14 protein-coding genes are annotated in these 15,475 nt (G+C 63.5%); 9 read left to right on the top strand and 5 right to left on the bottom strand.

From position 1 onward, the window contains the following. Positions 1 to 11 precede the first annotated feature (11 nt). Positions 12 to 1,442: an ATP-dependent RNA helicase DbpA gene (dbpA, locus tag AC07O2_RS02595; RefSeq protein WP_495074174.1), complete on the bottom strand. Its 1,431-nt coding sequence runs from the start codon at positions 1,440 to 1,442 to the stop codon at positions 12 to 14. 128 nt (positions 1,443 to 1,570) lie between these two features. Between dbpA and AC07O2_RS02590 the strand changes: the two genes are divergently transcribed. Continuing rightward, positions 1,571 to 1,969: a hypothetical protein gene (locus tag AC07O2_RS02590; protein WP_495074173.1), complete on the top strand. Its 399-nt coding sequence runs from the start codon at positions 1,571 to 1,573 to the stop codon at positions 1,967 to 1,969. 115 nt (positions 1,970 to 2,084) lie between these two features. Here the strand turns inward: AC07O2_RS02590 and AC07O2_RS02585 are convergent, their stop codons facing one another. From AC07O2_RS02585 to AC07O2_RS02575, 3 genes are read right to left on the bottom strand one after another with little or no spacing between them, the layout of a single operon-like run. Further along, the gene (locus AC07O2_RS02585; RefSeq protein ID WP_495074172.1) at positions 2,085 to 3,296 is read right to left on the bottom strand and encodes a phospholipase A; all 1,212 of its coding nucleotides are present in this window, start codon (positions 3,294 to 3,296) and stop codon (positions 2,085 to 2,087) included. Beyond that, complete coding sequence (locus AC07O2_RS02580) at positions 3,293 to 3,739, bottom strand: hypothetical protein (RefSeq protein ID WP_495074171.1); 447 nt, start codon at positions 3,737 to 3,739, stop codon at positions 3,293 to 3,295. Before AC07O2_RS02580 ends, AC07O2_RS02585 begins: the two co-directional genes overlap by 4 nt. Next, complete coding sequence (locus tag AC07O2_RS02575; RefSeq protein WP_495074170.1) at positions 3,736 to 5,829, bottom strand: ATP-dependent helicase; 2,094 nt, start codon at positions 5,827 to 5,829, stop codon at positions 3,736 to 3,738. The genes AC07O2_RS02580 and AC07O2_RS02575 overlap by 4 nt, the downstream gene beginning before the upstream one ends. A 212-nt stretch (positions 5,830 to 6,041) precedes the next feature. Here AC07O2_RS02575 and AC07O2_RS02570 point away from each other — a divergent pair, with 212 nt between their 5' ends. From AC07O2_RS02570 to AC07O2_RS02535, 8 genes are all read left to right on the top strand, one after another. Then, positions 6,042 to 6,512, top strand: coding sequence for a type IV pilin protein (locus AC07O2_RS02570; RefSeq protein WP_495074169.1), 471 nt, complete (start codon positions 6,042 to 6,044; stop codon positions 6,510 to 6,512). Then, positions 6,506 to 7,114, top strand: a complete 609-nt coding sequence (locus AC07O2_RS02565; RefSeq protein WP_495074168.1) for a pilus assembly FimT family protein — start codon at positions 6,506 to 6,508, stop codon at positions 7,112 to 7,114. The genes AC07O2_RS02570 and AC07O2_RS02565 overlap by 7 nt, the downstream gene beginning before the upstream one ends. After that, positions 7,111 to 7,545, top strand: a complete 435-nt coding sequence (pilV, locus tag AC07O2_RS02560; protein WP_495074167.1) for a type IV pilus modification protein PilV — start codon at positions 7,111 to 7,113, stop codon at positions 7,543 to 7,545. The genes AC07O2_RS02565 and pilV overlap by 4 nt, the downstream gene beginning before the upstream one ends. Beyond that, positions 7,545 to 8,861 (top strand): PilW family protein, encoded by a 1,317-nt coding sequence (locus AC07O2_RS02555; protein WP_495074166.1) that lies wholly within the window; start codon positions 7,545 to 7,547, stop codon positions 8,859 to 8,861. The genes pilV and AC07O2_RS02555 overlap by 1 nt, the downstream gene beginning before the upstream one ends. Further along, positions 8,858 to 9,478, top strand: a complete 621-nt coding sequence (locus AC07O2_RS02550) for a pilus assembly PilX family protein (RefSeq protein WP_495074165.1) — start codon at positions 8,858 to 8,860, stop codon at positions 9,476 to 9,478. The genes AC07O2_RS02555 and AC07O2_RS02550 overlap by 4 nt, the downstream gene beginning before the upstream one ends. 41 nt (positions 9,479 to 9,519) lie before the next feature. Then, on the top strand, positions 9,520 to 13,689 hold the full coding sequence (locus AC07O2_RS02545; RefSeq protein WP_495074164.1) for a pilus assembly protein: 4,170 nt from the start codon (positions 9,520 to 9,522) through the stop codon (positions 13,687 to 13,689). A 9-nt stretch (positions 13,690 to 13,698) separates the two neighbouring features. Next, the gene (locus AC07O2_RS02540; protein WP_495074163.1) at positions 13,699 to 14,268 is read left to right on the top strand and encodes a hypothetical protein; all 570 of its coding nucleotides are present in this window, start codon (positions 13,699 to 13,701) and stop codon (positions 14,266 to 14,268) included. 226 nt (positions 14,269 to 14,494) lie between these two features. Continuing rightward, positions 14,495 to 14,830, top strand: a complete 336-nt coding sequence (locus AC07O2_RS02535; RefSeq protein WP_495074162.1) for a four-helix bundle copper-binding protein — start codon at positions 14,495 to 14,497, stop codon at positions 14,828 to 14,830. A gap of 149 nt (positions 14,831 to 14,979) precedes the next feature. Here AC07O2_RS02535 and AC07O2_RS02530 read toward each other — a convergent pair whose 3' ends face one another. Further along, positions 14,980 to 15,468, bottom strand: a complete 489-nt coding sequence (locus AC07O2_RS02530; protein ID WP_495074161.1) for a hypothetical protein — start codon at positions 15,466 to 15,468, stop codon at positions 14,980 to 14,982. Between the last annotated feature and the right edge of the window lie 7 nt (positions 15,469 to 15,475).

Below are 15,475 nucleotides of genomic sequence, written 5' to 3'. Positions count from 1 at the left end.
CGGCTCATTTCTTATAGATCGCTCTGCTCCGTCAGCAGCCGCACCCGCACACTCTTGCCCTTGATCTTGCCGGCGTTCAGCTTGCGCTCGGCCTCATGGGCGATGCGGCGGTCTACCGCCACGTAGGTGGAGTATTCGTTCACATTGATCTTGCCGATCTGTTCACGGGTGTAGCCGGCGTCACCGGTCAGCGCGCCCAGCACGTCGCCAGCGCGGATCTTTTCCTTGCGGCCGCCAGTGATCTGCAGCGTCATCATCGGCGGGCGCAGCGGTTCCTTGCTGGTGGGTGTCAGCTCGTCCAGCTTGTGCCACTCGGATTCGCGGCCCTGCAGCACTTCGATCTTGCCGACGAAGCCCATCTCGTTCATCGACGCCAGGTTCAGCGCCAAACCTTCCGCACCCGCGCGGCCGGTGCGGCCGATGCGGTGGATGTGCACCTCGGAGTCGGGTGTTACGTCCACGTTGATGACGGCAGCCAGGTCGGCGATGTCCAACCCGCGCGCGGCCACGTCGGTGGCCACCAGCACGCTGCAGCTGCGGTTGGCAAACTGCACCAGCACCTGGTCGCGCTCACGTTGCTCCAGCTCGCCGTACAGCGCCAGCGCGCTGAAGCCCTCGGCCTGCAGCGCGTCCACCAGTTCGCGGCACCGGGCCTTGGTGTTGCAGAAGGCCAGCGCACTCTCGGGGCGGAAGTGGTTTAGCAACTTGCCCACCGTAGTTAGGCGCTCGGACTTTTCCACCTGGTACCAGCGCTGCGAAATTTTGGTCGTGGCGTGCTGCGCCTGCACGGTGATGCTCTTGGGCGTGCGCATGAACTGCTGGCTCAGCTTCTCGATGCCCTCGGGGTAGGTGGCCGAGAACAGCAGGGTTTGGCGTTCTTTCGGGCACTGCTTGATGACGGTCACCATGTCTTCGAAGAAGCCCATGTCCAGCATGCGGTCGGCCTCGTCCAGCACCAGGGTGTTCAGTGCCGACAGGTCCAGATTGCCGCGCTCCAGGTGGTCCATGATGCGGCCCGGTGTGCCGACCACGATGTGGGCGCCGTGCTCCAGGCTGGCGTTCTGGCCGCGCAGGGCTACGCCGCCACACAGGGTGACGACCTTGATGTTCTCCTCGGCGCGCGCCAGGCGGCGGATTTCGGTGGTCACCTGGTCGGCCAGTTCGCGTGTGGGGCACAGCACCATGCTTTGGATGGCGAAGCGGCGTGGGTTCAGGTTGGCCAGCAGGGTCAGGGCAAAGGCGGCGGTCTTGCCGCTGCCAGTCATGGCCTGGGCGATCAAATCTTGCCCCAGCAAGGCCAGCGGCAGGCTGGCGGCCTGGATGGGCGTCATTTGCAAATAACCCAGTTGCTCCAGGTTGGCCAGCATGGCCGGTGCCAGGGGCAGGCTGCTGAAATCGGACGAGGAGGTGCCAGAAGTGGCGAGCGTGTGCGGTGTAGTCATGCCCCGATTATCGTTGGGGGGGCGGCCGGGGCGATTGGCGGCGCTTGGGCTTCGGGTATGCTCGTAATACTTATTTGGGCGTCGCCAAAATTCGTCCACAATGAGGCCCTCCCTCCGCCGTAAACCCTATGGATTTGCAATACCAACTCAAAGGTGGCAGCTACTACCTGTACGACATGTCCACGCCTCCCAGCGCGGTCACGGGTGAGCGTCGCTTTCGGTTGAAGACGGACACGGTGGCCATTGCCTTTGACGCCAGCACTGGCGAGCTGCACCAGCATGGCGACCCCACGCGCATCCAGTCCTGGGCCATGGGCGCGCGGCGCCGTCTGCGGGCGGCGGGGGCGCAAGACAGCGCCAACGACATCGTGGTGGTGTCCGGCCCGCTGCCGGTGGACGAGCTGAACAAATGCCTGGGCATACAGGGCTACTGCCGTTGGATGCTCAAGCGCCTGGCTACCTTGCCGCACGGCAAGTTCAATACCAAACCTTTCAAACCCGCCAGCAAGGCCAGCTCTACGGTTTAGCCACCTGGGTGTGGCGCCCGTTCGCCCTGAGCTTGTTGAAGGAGCCTGTCCTGGGCCTGCCGAAGGGCTTCGACAGGCTCAGTCCGAACGGGCGGTGGGTGAATCCTCGTCAGTTCTAAAAATCCACCAGGCTCAGGCCCACGCTCAGCACGGTGCGGCGGCGGTTGTAGTCGATCAGGCTGTCGCCGTAGCCGCTGAACAGCTGGGTGTGGAAGCGCAGGTCGCTCTTGTGGCTGTCGCTGCCGCCCAGGGCTTGCAGCCATTCCAGCCGCACCGAGCCGCGCGCGTCCTGCCGCATGGAGTGGCGCAGCGTTACGCCAAATGTGCTGTCTTTGCTGGCGTGCCACATGGCACTCAACTCGCCCCGGCCGATGTAGTCGCTGATGCCGGGGTTGTCGTCGTTGCCATTGCTTTCGTTGATGCGTTGCCAGATGCGGCCCTGCACATTCCACTGGCCGGCTTTTTCCAGTCCGGCCATCAGGTAGACGCGGTTCCAGCTGCGCGACAGCGGCAGGCTTTGGCCGTTGGACTGGTGCACCAGGCCTAGGCCGCTGTAGCGCAGTTTCCAGCCTTCCAGCAGGGAGCCGGGCAGCGCCATGGTGGTGGGGTAGACGTAGACCAGCTCGGGCTCGTGGTCGGTGCTGCGGAAGGGGCGCGACAGGTCGGCGCTGAACAGCTGCCAGTACGACTGCTGGGTGTAGCCAAACCATAGCGAGTCGCGCAGGCTGGGCTCGCCCTGGGTCAGCAGGCCCTGGGCCACCTTGGTCCGCACCGACAGCTGGATGCGCGTCTCGGTGCGCTTGTAGTCGATGGCGGTGGTGGCGGTGTGGCCGGCGGCGGGCGAACTGGGCAGGTCGTTTACGCTGTCGCTACCGATCACCGACAGGCTGATCGGCCGGTAACCGCGGATGCCAAAGGTGCCGCAGTCGCTGCCGGCCTCCAGCTCCCAGAAGCGCGAGGCTTCCGAATAGCGATTGTCTTCGCAGCCCTTGTCGGCGGCGATGGCCAGGGCCACGGCGACGGGTTGTGGTGGTAGCTCCGGCAGTGCGGCGGTGGACGTGGCCAGGGCAGGAGCGGGAGGTGCCACGGCCGCAGTCTGTTGCTCTGCCAGCTCGTCATAGCAAGCCAGCCGTGCCTCTTTGTCATTTACCAGGCGCGCGCAAGACAACCAGGGTGCCGACGGCACCGGGCCAGACGACGTAGCGCTGGCAGGAGCCACATTGGTGGTTGAGGCAATGGTGGGCACGGTGTTGGACGTCTGGGCCTGTGCGGCGGTGGTCCCTACGGCCAGCGCCAGCCCGGCGCAGAGGCGTGCCAGCGGGTTCATTCCCAGCCGCTTGATTTGCGCAGCACGAAGGCGAGCGGGGTGGCGTTGTCCTGCAGTGTGTTGGTCCATAGTCCCTTGATTTCTTTACCGCACGAGCCCTCGCTCACCTGGCCTGCCCAGGTGGCGCTGATGCGCGTGCCGTCGTCTGACTCTTCGAGGTTGAAGTTGCCCTGCTCGATTTCGCCCGCCACCTGGGCCAGCTTGCCTGCGCGGTTGATGCTGCCGACCAGGCTGTCGGGTTGCTCGGGGTCTTTTTCCAGGCGCAGGCTGGCAGGGCCGGGCTGGCCGGCGATTTGCACCTGCCATTGGCCGTAGAGCTGCAGCGGGCCCAGGTCCTGGGCAGCCGGGCAGGCCGTGGCCGCTGGATTTATAAGATTTTGGCCGCTGGCGCAGGTAACACCTGCGCAGGCAGCTATCAAAAGTAGAGCATTGCGAAACTTCATGGTTCTTGTGCTGCGCGGGCAGCGGCGCTGTCCTGCGACTTCTTGGCGAATTCGGCGCGCAGTGCACGCAGCTTTTCGCGCGGGTCTTCCTTGGCGGTATTGGCGTCCAGTGCCATTTCCTTGATGAATCGGCTGGGCTGGGCGGCCACCATCTCGCGGCCCTTTTTCTTCCTGCGCGTCCAGCTGACAGCCAGGCTGCGTTGCGCGCGGGTAATGCCCACGTACATCAGGCGGCGCTCTTCCTGCAGCTTCTGGGTGATGTCCTCGCTGACCACCTGTTGGCGGCCTTCGTCGTCGTCCAGCTTGAAGGGCAGCATGCCCTCGGTCACGCCGGCCATGATCACGTGCGGCCACTCCAGCCCCTTGGACGCGTGCAGGGTGGACAGGGTGACCACATCGGCTTCTTTCTCGCGCTGGCTGATGGTGGACAGCAGGGCGATGGTCTGCGCCACTTCCAGCAGGCTCTTGGTTTCGCGCTGGGTGGTGGTGCCCGCGTCTTCGTCGGTCTGGCCGCCGGCGCGCGCGGACATCCAGTCGCAAAACTCCAGCACATTGGTCCAGCGCGCGGCGGCGGCTTTTTCGCTGTCCTCGTTGTCGTACAGATGCTGCTCGTACTCGATGTCCTTCAGCCACTGCAACATGAAGGCCAGCGAGTCTTCGGCGCCTATGGTGCGCCGCGCCTGGTACTCCAGGTCGTTCACATAGCGGCCGAATTCGTGCAGGCCCTCCAGCCCACGTGCCGGCACCACGGCGCCCAGCGAGGCGGCGAACAGCGACTCGAACAGGCTCAGCTTGTACTGCGTAGCAAACTCACCCAACTTGGCCAGTGTGGTGTGGCCTATGCCGCGCTTGGGCGTGGTGATGCAGCGCAGAAAAGCCGGGTCGTCGTCGTTGTTGATCCACAGGCGGAACCAGGCGCACAGGTCCTTGATCTCAGCCCGGTCAAAAAATCCGGTGCCGCCCGACACCTTGTACGGAATACCCGCCTTGCGCAGCGCTTTTTCAAACGGCTTGGCCTGGTGGTTGGCGCGGTACAGGATGGCAAAGTGCTTGAAGTCCTGGAACTGCGGCCCCTGCGTCACCACCGTGCCCGCGCGCAGGCTCTGGATGCGGGCCACGGCGCGCTCGGCTTCGTGCTCTTCGTTGTCGGCGTCGATCACCCGCACCGGCTCGCCCTCGCCCAGTTCGCTGAACAGGGTCTTGGGGAACAGCTTGGGGTTGGGGCCGATCACGTTGTTGGCCGCACGCAGGATGGCGCTGGTGGAGCGGTAGTTCTGCTCCAGCTTGATCACCTTGAGCTGCGGAAAGTCCAGCGGCAGCTTGCGCAAATTGTCCAGCGTGGCGCCGCGCCAGCCGTAGATGGACTGGTCGTCGTCGCCCACGGCGGTGAAGCGCGCGTTCTCGCCCACCAGGTACTTCAGCACCTCGTACTGGGTGGCGTTGGTGTCCTGGTATTCATCCACCAGCACATGGCCCAGCACGGTCTGCCATTTGGCGCGCACTTCTTCAAAGTCGCGCAGCAGGCGCAGAGGCAGGCTGATCAGGTCGTCAAAGTCCACGCTCTGGTAGGCGGTCAGGCGCTCTTCGTACAGCGCCATCACGCGGGCGGTGATGGCCTCGTTGTCGTCCACTGCCTGGGCTGCGGCCTGCTCGGCGTTCAGGCCCATGTTCTTCCACTTGCTGATGGTCCACTGCCAGGTGCGTGCCGTGGCGACATCGGTGCTGCCGCCGGCGTCTTTCAGGATGCTGGTCACGTCGTCGGCGTCCAGGATGCTGAACTGCGGCTTCAGTCCGACGCGGAAGCCGTCCTCGCGCACCATGCGCACGCCCAGGGCGTGGAAGGTGCAGATCACCACGTCCTTCGCCTCGCGGCCAATCAGCGCCTTGGCCCGCTCGCGCATTTCCATCGCCGCCTTGTTGGTAAAGGTGATGGCGGCAATCTTCTTGGGCGCCATGCCGGACTGGATAAGCCGGCCAATCTTGTGCGTGATGACCCGCGTTTTGCCCGAGCCCGCGCCCGCCAGCACCAGGCAGGGTCCGTGCATGTAGTTCACTGCCTCCTGCTGGGCAGGGTTCATTCCGGCGGACATGGTGTGGGGGGATGCTTTAGACAAAGCTTTGGATGATAGCGGCTGAGGGGGATGGCGCAGCTGGGCGCGTAGAAAGCCCGTATTTGACAACCGTTAGTCGTCCGCTGGGCGCCGGTGGTCGGATTTTACACAACGTTAATAAATGGGAAATAATCCCACTTACAATGTGAAACATGTTAAATCCACCTCGTCCCACTCCTGTTTTGCATTCGGTGCAGCGGTCCCCAGGCGCGCCGGGCCGTCCCGCAGCCCGAGGCTTTACCTTGATCGAGCTGATGATCACAGTGGCCGTGGTGGCGATCCTCGCGGCGGTGGCCTTGCCCTCGTACCGGGACTACATCCTGCGCGGGCATCTGGTGACCATGGCGAACGACGTGCTGGCCACCCGCGCCAAGATGGAGCAGTTCTACCAAGACAACCGCACGTACGTGACGTCCACAGCCGCGCCTGCGCCATGCACCGCCACGGCGGTCACCTATACCAAGCCGACGCCGTATTCGCTGGTGTGTAGCGGCATTACATCTACGGCCTACACCGTCACCGCGACGGGTACCTCGGGCACGGCGACGGACGGCTTCAGCTACACCATCACCCAGACCGGCGTGCAGGGCAGCACCATGTCCACCGCCTGGGGTGGTGCCACCTATGCCTGCTGGATCCTGCGCAAGGGGGATACATGCTGACCCAGCGTCGATCCAGCGGCTTCACGCTGATCGAGCTGATGGTGACGCTGACCGTGGCCGCGTTGTTGCTGCTGGCGGTGGTGCCCTCGTTCAGCCAGTGGATCGCCAATGCCAAGGTGCGCAGCGTGGCGGAAGAAATCCAGAACGGCCTGCGCCAGGCCCAGGCCGAGGCCATCCGCCGCAACCGCCAGACCGTGTTCGCATTGACCAACGCCACGCCGGCATTGGCGGCCACCCCTGTGGCCAATGGCAAGAACTGGTACGTCCAGACCGTGGTGCTGACCGGCAGCGCAGAAACCAGCGCCGAGTTCGTACAAGGCAGCAATTACGGAACGCAGGCCGGTGTGGCCGTGACCGGCCCGGCAGCCGTCTGCTTCGGCTCCCTGGGCGGGCTGGTGACGCTGGCCTCCACCGCCACCGGGCTGAGCACCGCCTGCAGCTCCACGGCCACCAGCTACACCCTGGTCAGCTCCAGTGCGGTCACCGGCAACAACGCCTACCGGACCCTGAAAGTACTGCTCACTGCGGGTGGGCAGGTGCGCATGTGCGACCCCACACGCACCTTGTCTTCCACCGTGCCTGATGGCTGCCCCGCATCATGAAGCCGCCCCGCAAATTGCTGTCGCATCCCGCGCGCCCCGTACATACAGCGGGCCCGGCGCAGGTTGGCTTCGCCCTCATCGAGGTGCTGGTGTCCTTGCTGGTGTTTTCCTTGGGCGTGCTGGGCTTGGTGGCCATGCAGACCAAGGCGACTGGCTACGCCGTGGCCGCCGAGGACCGCACCCGTGCGGCCATGCTGGCCAATGAAATCATTGCCTGCATGTGGGCCGAGCAAAGCACCTCGCCGTCCACCCTCACGGCCTGGGCCGCGCGGGTAGCCGACCCTACGGTCTCGGGCCTGCCGAATGCAACGTCCAGCGTCAGCACGGACAGCAGCACGGGCATCACCACCGTCGCCATCAGTTGGAAGTCGCCGTCCAAGCTCAGTACCGAGACGAACAGCAAGTACTTTACCTACGTGGTCATACCGTGATGCGGGCCGGGCGACTTGCACGCCAGCGCGGCGTCACGCTGCTGGAGCTGATGGTGGCGCTGTTGATCGGCATGATCCTCTCGTTGGCCATGATGGTGGTGCTGACCACGGCCGAGGGGCGTAAGCGCACGCTCACCTCCACCAACGACATCAACCAGGCCGGCAACTACGCCGTCTATCTGCTTGACCAATGGGTGCGTAGCGCAGGCAGCGGCTTCACACAGGCAGCGGCCTACAACTACGGCTGCAAGCTGTATGCGAACCAGGCATCGCAAACCAATACACAGATATTGCCCACCTATAACGCGACCGCGTTGCCCGCACCATTTGCCAGCGTCACCGAGGCCACCGACAGCACCTTGGGCGTCTTCCGTCTGGCGCCGGTGGTGATACTGCCTGGCGCCACGACCCCAAGTGTCAGCGGCAAGACCTCGGATGTGCTGGTCGTCATGGGCGGCGCAGCCGGGCAGGGCGAAATCCCTACCGAGTTCTCTGGCTTCGCCTCGGCCGCGCAGCTGAACTTGACCAACACCGCCGCATTCTCCAACAGCGACCTGGTGCTGGTGGCCTCGGTGGAGCCCGATGCCAGCACATCAGGCATTACCAACTGTCTGCTGGACCAGGTGAGCGCCAGCGCGTTTTCCTCCACCGATGGGCGCGGTGGCGCGGCCTCGGCCATGCCGCTGGCGGGGGACTACCACGTGGCCGGCACCCGCTTGGCGGCACTGTCCGACAACAGCACCGCTATGCCGATGGGCAATGTGACGCTGGGCCGGCCCCCGCAGTTCCAGGTCCTAGGCGTAGGCGACAACAACACCTTGTATTCCTACGATTTGTTCAACACGGCGGCCGCCAGTACGCGCACCGTGCAAGCCCGGGCAGATGGCGTGTTTGAAATGCATGCCCTGTACGGCATAGACGCGGATTGCGACGGCAAGATCAGCAGCAGCGAGTGGTTCAAGCCCGTGACGACGGCAACCACCAGCAACCCCTATACGGTTGCCGCGTTGATGGCAGGCACCGTACAGGAAGTGCAGAACCGTCCGACCAGCGCAAGCGTACGCCTATCCAACTGCTCCAGCCTCACCACCGCCAACGACTATCTGCAGAAGATTCTGGCGATCCGCGTCGGCCTGATCCTGCGCACCAGCCTGCCAGAAAAAGACACTGTCACCACCGCCAGCAGCCTGACCCTATTCTCCGACCTGGGCAGCGGCGTGGCGTATACCCGCACGCTGACGGACGCAGAAAAGCTGTACCGCTACCGCACCGTTGAGACGACGATCCCGGTGCGCAACCCCATGATGTTGCCATGAGGCCCAGCATGCACAAATGCCGGCATACGCGCCCGCCGCACCAGGCCCAGCGCGGCATGGTGATGGTCATGACGCTGATCTGCCTGGTGCTGATGCTGGTGGCCTCGGTGGCCCTGATGCGATCGTCCACCAACAGCCTGTTGCTGGCCGGCAACTTTGCCTTCAAGCGCGACCTGCTGAACCAGGGCGAGCGTGGCATGGCCGCAGCCGTGGCCTTGCTCAACAGCGGCTCGTTGTCCACAGAATCCACGCGCATCGCCAACCAGCTGACGCTGAACTACTCAGCCTCCGCCCTGGCCTCGAATGCGCAAGGCATACCGTTGGTGCTGGTGAATGACAGCACCTTCACCTCGGCCGGAATGACCGACACCACGGCCATCAGCGACAGCACTGCGGGCGTCACCATCCGCACGGTGATAGACCGGCAGTGCGTGGCCGCCGGTGCCTACAGCTCTACCAGCTGCGTATCCAGCGCGACCAAGACCAACGCAGCCCAGGCGGGCACGATCTGGATCAAGCGCGCCAAGGCCCCCGGCAATGCCAGCTACCGCATCAGCGTGCGCGTGCGAGGTCCGCGCGGCACGGAAACCTACCACCAAATGATCGTGTCGCAGTGAGCGACATCGCCATACCCCGCCCTCGGCCGCAGGAGTTCGCCATGTTGATTTCTATCCTTCGCTCATATCTGGCCCGGGGGCTGACGGCCGCCTTGCTGGCCGTAGCCTGTGCCGCGTTGAGCTTGCCGGCATGCGCTATTGACCTGGCCGACTACCCCTTGTTCTCCACCGTCAAGGTGCCAGGTAATCTGGCCCTGGCCTTGTCGGTGGAGTGGCCCACGGCCACCACCCCAGCCTATTTGAGCACCACGGCCTATGCGACGGGCAGCACGTACATTGGCTACTTCGATTCCGAGAAGTGCTACAAGTACGTTTACAACTCCACCACGCCGTCCAGCAGCTACTTCTTGCCCATCAGTGCGGCCAGCAGCCATTCATGCGCCAGTGCCACCCAGCCCGCATGGAGTGGCAACTATATGAATTGGGCGTCCATGCAAACCTTGGACGAATTTCGCTGGATCATGACCGGAGGGTACCGAAGCACCGATACCAACACAGGCTCCACCACCGACACAATTCTGACCAAAACCTATGCAGTCAACAACGACACCAGCGTGGCCCCCGACAAAGCCACTACAACGGCGACCCTGACCGCGTCAGGCACACCATTTACTGGCTGGACCGTCGCGAAGTCCCGCATCCGCGGTTTGGGCAACAGCATGTGGATTACTGGCGGTGGTGAGCTGAGCAGTGCATCGACTTCAGGCTCCGGCACCACACTCTTGGTGGACTATTCCGGCCAGGGTAGCAGTGCCAGCAGCACCAGTGTTTACCAGCTCTATATCAACGTGGCCGTGTGCGTGTCGGCCGCATTGAAGGAAGATAACTGCGTGCTGTACGGCAGCACCTACAAGCCCGAGGGCTTGATGCAGACCTACGCCATGCAGCTGCGCTTCTCGGCCTTCAGCTACCTCAACCATAGCGGCGATAGCAGTGTGACCGGGCAGCAGCGAAACGGCGGGGTACTGCGCGCACGTATGAACTACATTGGCCCTTACCAGCCGGTGCCCGGCTCTGCAAATATCACCAACGCCGGTACCGTCACGATCGATGGCACTGCGCTCAACGGTGGCTATCCCGAGTGGAGCGCCACGACCGGCATCATGGCCACCAACCCGGACTACAACGACGCCTCAGATACGGTCAGCACCTTTGGTCTATCGTCTACCGCCGTAGTCCAAAGCGGAGTGATGAATTACCTGAACAAGTTTGGCAATTACTCGCATACCTATAAATCCAAAGACCCGGTTTCCGAGTTGTACAACACGGTGCTGCGCTACTACAAAGGTCTGGCGAACTGGGCGCCATACACATCCGCCACCTCTCAATCTAGTACCACCGCGACTACCACAGCGACTGCTTCGACCTATGCCACCTACGCAGATGGCTTTCCCGTCATCACCAAGTGGCGGGTGAGCGATAGCAGCAGCATGGGGGCCGACCCTATCCTCTATTCCTGCCAGAAAAACTTTATTTTGGGGATGGGCGACGTGAACACCCATCGCGATGCCAATCTGTATGGCAGTACTCTGCGCTCGGGCAGCACCCTCGATGCCACCCCCACCTATCCCACAGACGATACCTCCGTGAACGTGGCTACAGCCACCAATATGGTGGGCACGCTGGAGGGGAACTCGTCTTTGGGCAGTCTCTATTTCGATACGGGCACCAGCACCTGCAGCACGTCAACCTACCAATGGTGCGACACATACTACATCGCAGGCCTGGCCTACGACGCCCACACCGTGGATCTGCGGTCCGACTGGACCGGTACCCAAACCATCAATACCTATTGGCTGGATGTGATGGAAGACCAAACCTACCGGCATAAGAACCAGTACTGGCTGGCCGCCAAGTACGGGGGGTTCACCGTACCCAGCAGTTTTTCCCCTTACTCCAGTAGCAACAGTACCAGTACCTTGTCCGACAGTACCTGGTACACCAATTCGGACACCAACTCCGGTTTGACGACGATCACTAAATCCAAAGAATCGGGCAGTACCAGTGTGACGTTCTCGACAGACGCCACCTACGACTATCGTCCCGACAACTATTACTTCGGCAGTTCCCCTGCCACCATGAAGTCTGGCCTGACGGCGGCCTTCAACAAGATTTCCAGTGAACTGAGTGAGGCCAATAGCACCACCTACGCCATGGCCTCGCCCAACGTGGTGACCGGTAGCGCCAGCTATTCCGCCAGTTACGATCCTTCCAACTGGACGGGCAGCGTGATCGGCGCCACCGTGGCCTACGACACCAGCGGCAGCGCCACCATGACCGCGCAATGGAATGCCCGCGACCTGCTGGAGGCCACGACCAGCCCCGCCAGCACGCGCAAGATCATCACCTACTGCGACAGCGCCACCACGCCTGCCGGCATCGCTTTCACCGCCACGGCCATGGCCGCATGCCCCACCACCGGGCGGCTGTACTACCCCTCGTTTGCCAGCATCACCGGCACCACGTCCACCTCCAGCACGGCAGCGGCAGACTACCTGGCCTATTTGCGCGGCGACCGCACCAACGAACTCAGTGCCACCGTTACCGCCACCAACCGCATCTACCGCAAGCGCAGCTATCTGCTGGGCGACTTTGTGGGCTCCAAAACCACCGCCGTGGGCGCGCCCAGCATGCCCTATTACGAGATGTACAACCTGGGCTACACCGCCTTCAAGCAAAGCTACGCCAGCCGTAAAACCGTGGTGTTCGCAGGCTCGAACGACGGCATGCTGCACGCGTTTGACGGCACCATGCCCGGCACCACCAGCACGTCCAGCACCGCCAGCTGCAGTACCTGTGGGCAGGAGCTGTTTGGCTTCATCCCCAGCTTTGTGTACGGCACATCGTCCACCGCCGCCACCTCGGGCCTGGCGTCTTTTGGCAGCCCCACACGATCGCACTACTACCTGGTGGACGCCACGCCGTTGGACTTCGATGTGGACGTCAGCAAGGTCTGCAGTAGCGGCACCAGCACCACCACGGCGGTGTGCAGCAAGGTCAACAGCACGCCAGACTGGCGCACCCTGTTGATCGGCGGCCTGGGCAAAGGCGGCAAGGGCTACTACGCGATGGACATCACCAACCCCGGCACGCCCGAGATCACCAGCAGCGGCGTCACCACCAGCGCCACCTACGGCGACTGGACCAGCGAGGCCAACCTGGCCGCCCGCGTGCTGTGGGAGTTCCCCAAGACTAGCGACACCACCACCATTGCCCGCATGGGCTACAGCTTCGGCGCGCCCTCGGTCATGAAGACCGCCAAGTACGGCTGGGTGGTTGTTTTTACCTCTGGCTATAACAACAGCGACGGCAAAGGCTACTTCTTCTTCGTCAACCCACGCACCGGCGCCTTGCTGGAAACCGTGGTCACGCCCGAGGGCAGCACCACCACGCCGCTGAACATGGCGCACGCATCGGCCTACACCTATAACCAGACCGACTACACCGCCGACGCCATCTACGCCGGCGACCTGCAGGGCAATCTGTGGCGCGTGGACCTGACCGGCACCACCGCCGCCTATTCCATCGTCAAGATGGCCACCTTGTACAAGACCTCCGGCACGCCCCAGCCCGTGACCACCCGCCCCCTGATCGAGGTAGACCCCTCCACCAACAAGCGCTATGTGCTGGTAGGTACCGGCCGCCTGCTGGCCGATAGCGATATCAGCAGCACGGCCATCCAAAGCATCTATTCCATCTACGACGGTACCGTGGGCAACGGCGCCTTCCAGGCCGCCAGCGTCTACGCCACGCCGCTGACCCGCAGCAGCCTGGAGGCCAATACCAGCCTGCTCACCGGCATTGGCAGCGCGCCCACCTCTACCAGCGGCTGGTACTTCGACCTGTCGGCATCCACCACCAGCCCCTATGTGGCCGAGCGCGTCAACGTAACCCCCACGGCCTACAGCGGCTCGGCATTCTTTGGCGTGAACTTGCCCAATGGCAGCGTGTGCAGCCCTTCGGGCACGGGCTATGTGCTGGGCTTCAGCATCTCCACCGGCAAGAGCGTGCTGACCGACAGCGCGGGCACCTTGATCGCCAAGTCCAGCACCATGTCTGGCGTCATCACCGATTTGGTGGTGCAAAACGTGAACGGCAAGCTGCGTGTATTGGCCGGCGACAGCACCGGCACCACCGCCACCACGCCCGCCACCTTGACCACCGCCACAGGCGTCCGACGCTTGAACTGGCGCGAAGTCTCTGCGCAGTAGGTGTTTGCTATGGCGTGGGTGAAGAAGCGGTGCGTGCTGGTCGGCGCCATCCTGCTGTCCCTGTTGGGGCATCTGGCCGCATGGTGGGGCCTGCAGTCGGCCATACCCCCGGCACCGCCCGTGTCTGCGCTGCCGGCCACCCCTGTGCTGCAGGTGCAGCTGCTGGCATCTCCATCCGCCGTGGCTTCGATCACACAAGCTTCCAGCGCACGGGCACCGTCGGGTGCGGCTGCTGCGTATTCGTATCCAGCGCCTCCAGCGACCGCTGCGCAGGCCGAGCCAGACCCGTTCATTCCCGCCGAGTTGCTTGACCACCCCCTGGTCCCCCGGTCCGCACCCGACATGGCGCTGCTGGACGGCCTGAGCTTCACGGGCCTGCCTGTGCGTCTGCGCCTATACGTGGACGCCCTGGGCCGCGTGGTCGATGTGGTGGTACTGCAGGCCGACGCGGGCGACGAAGAGGCCGTGACCCACATGAAAGCCATGTTCCTGGCCACGGCCTACATCCCCGGCCAGCTGCAGGGGGCGGTCGTGCCGGCTCGGCAGGATATTGAGCTGAGCCTGGGCGACGCGTCTTAACGCCTCGTACCCCATCTCTCTGGTAGCCGGTGGGTTCAAGTAACCCGTGGGGCCAAACCACACGCTCAAGGCCTGCAGCGCCACCGACTCCTTCCGCGTTATATGGGACTACGGCGATGCGAGCACTTGACCTACAGCTCTTCTGGCGCCGTCTCCCTACACTGAATTGCTGGTCTTGGTGCCTGCTCAAGGGAGCGCCCTGGCACACCAGTTGAAGGAGTATGCGATGTCTCACGGAACGTATAGCGCGTGCATGCAAGCTTGCATTAGCTGCGCGACAGTTTGCAACCATTGCGCTGCGGCATGCCTGAAGGAATTCGACGTCCAGGCCATGACCAAGTGCATTGCGCTGGATACGGACTGCGCTCAGATCTGCACCGTAGCGGCCGCAATGATGGCGCGAGGCAGTGGCCATCTGCAGGAAATCTGCAAAGCGTGCGCCGTTATCTGCCAGTCGTGCGGTGACGAATGTGCGCAGCACGACATGGAGCACTGCCAGGCATGCGCGAAGGCCTGCCATCGCTGCGCTGAAGAGTGCCGCAACATAGCCGCAACGGCCTGAACCCGAACCCATGGAACCGAAATAGCCGTGAAATTCCGGCTGGATGCGGTGGCAAGCGCCGTCCTGGCTTATTGACTGCAGCGGCTTATGGAGAAAACATGCCCCTGGCGCAGGAAATTCCTGCGCAAGCAGCTATCAATTAAATAGCGTCAACGTGGTTTGGCAAAGCCGCCATCGGCCCAGGCCACGGCGCTGCTGCGGTTCAGCTTGAAGCTGGGCGCCACGCGCACTTCGGCCAGGGTGTCGCCGTTATCGTCTTCGGCGCGCAGGGTGGCGCTGGGGTTGTCTTCGTCGGGCGTGATGTCCAGGTAGACGGTGACGCGGCCTGCGTTGGCCGTGACGGTGATGCTCTGGTGCAGGCTGGCGTGCAGCTGCTGTTCATGCCGGCGCACGAACTCGTTGGCCGTCTTCACCAGGGTGCTGAAGGCGCTGCTGTCCAGCGGCTTGGGGTTCTTTTTGTCGCGGCCCATGGTCCAGGGGCCTACCAGTGCGGGCTCGGGCTCGCCGTCTTTCAGCATGGCCACGGCCCAGCCGTCGTCGTCTTCGTTCTTGATGACCTGGGCGGTCCAGCCGTCGCCGGTCCAGAGGCGGGGTTCTTGTATCTTGGGGGAGGCTTCGTTCAGTGGGGCGTTAGGCATGGGAAAT

Source organism: Rhodoferax sp. GW821-FHT10B06 (genome assembly GCF_059415605.1).
The sequence above is the reverse complement of the archived record's forward strand: the minus strand, read 5'-3'. Positions and strand labels throughout refer to the sequence as shown.

What these genes read in the sequence shown, in the direction of transcription:
- dbpA (WP_495074174.1), bottom strand. Translation starts at nt 1,442, where the DNA reads ATGACTACACCGCACACGCTCGCCACTTCTGGCACCTCCTCGTCCGAT.
- AC07O2_RS02590 (WP_495074173.1), top strand. Translation starts at nt 1,571, where the DNA reads ATGGATTTGCAATACCAACTCAAAGGTGGCAGCTACTACCTGTACGAC.
- AC07O2_RS02585 (WP_495074172.1), bottom strand. Translation starts at nt 3,296, where the DNA reads ATGAACCCGCTGGCACGCCTCTGCGCCGGGCTGGCGCTGGCCGTAGGG.
- AC07O2_RS02580 (WP_495074171.1), bottom strand. Translation starts at nt 3,739, where the DNA reads ATGAAGTTTCGCAATGCTCTACTTTTGATAGCTGCCTGCGCAGGTGTT.
- AC07O2_RS02575 (WP_495074170.1), bottom strand. Translation starts at nt 5,829, where the DNA reads ATGTCCGCCGGAATGAACCCTGCCCAGCAGGAGGCAGTGAACTACATG.
- AC07O2_RS02565 (WP_495074168.1), top strand. Translation starts at nt 6,506, where the DNA reads ATGCTGACCCAGCGTCGATCCAGCGGCTTCACGCTGATCGAGCTGATG.
- pilV (WP_495074167.1), top strand. Translation starts at nt 7,111, where the DNA reads ATGAAGCCGCCCCGCAAATTGCTGTCGCATCCCGCGCGCCCCGTACAT.
- AC07O2_RS02555 (WP_495074166.1), top strand. Translation starts at nt 7,545, where the DNA reads ATGCGGGCCGGGCGACTTGCACGCCAGCGCGGCGTCACGCTGCTGGAG.
- AC07O2_RS02550 (WP_495074165.1), top strand. Translation starts at nt 8,858, where the DNA reads ATGAGGCCCAGCATGCACAAATGCCGGCATACGCGCCCGCCGCACCAG.
- AC07O2_RS02545 (WP_495074164.1), top strand. Translation starts at nt 9,520, where the DNA reads ATGTTGATTTCTATCCTTCGCTCATATCTGGCCCGGGGGCTGACGGCC.
- AC07O2_RS02540 (WP_495074163.1), top strand. Translation starts at nt 13,699, where the DNA reads ATGGCGTGGGTGAAGAAGCGGTGCGTGCTGGTCGGCGCCATCCTGCTG.
- AC07O2_RS02535 (WP_495074162.1), top strand. Translation starts at nt 14,495, where the DNA reads ATGTCTCACGGAACGTATAGCGCGTGCATGCAAGCTTGCATTAGCTGC.
- AC07O2_RS02530 (WP_495074161.1), bottom strand. Translation starts at nt 15,468, where the DNA reads ATGCCTAACGCCCCACTGAACGAAGCCTCCCCCAAGATACAAGAACCC.